Here is a 267-nt window from a genome sequence, read left to right as displayed (position 1 = left end):
CCATAGACCTTTGGCGCGCGGCTGCGGTCAATGCCAGTGCCTCTTGATAAAAGGAACCCCACCATGCCCGCCCAAGAACTGCAAAAACAACTCGACACCCTGCGCGAGCAACTGGAGCAGAATCCGCCGCTAACCGAAGCCGAGCGTGAAGATCTGCATGCGCTGATGGCGCAGATCGAATCGGAAATCGAACTGGAAAGCGTCACACAGGAAACCAGCATCGCAGACGGTGTGAACCTGGCGGTGGAACGCTTCGAAGTGGAACAC

General features: G+C 57.3%; 1 protein-coding gene. It reads left to right on the top strand.

What is annotated here, in order from left to right:
• Nucleotides 1-63: 63 nt before the first annotated feature.
• A partial coding sequence (locus ACPYOM_RS22655; protein ID WP_481347689.1) for a DUF4404 family protein occupies nt 64-267 on the top strand: 204 nt, incomplete at its 3' end.

The sequence above is a fragment of the Monashia sp. HAY1-2A genome (assembly GCF_056755315.1).
Note: the sequence above shows the minus strand (reverse complement) of the source record. Positions and strands in the feature narration are given on the sequence as shown.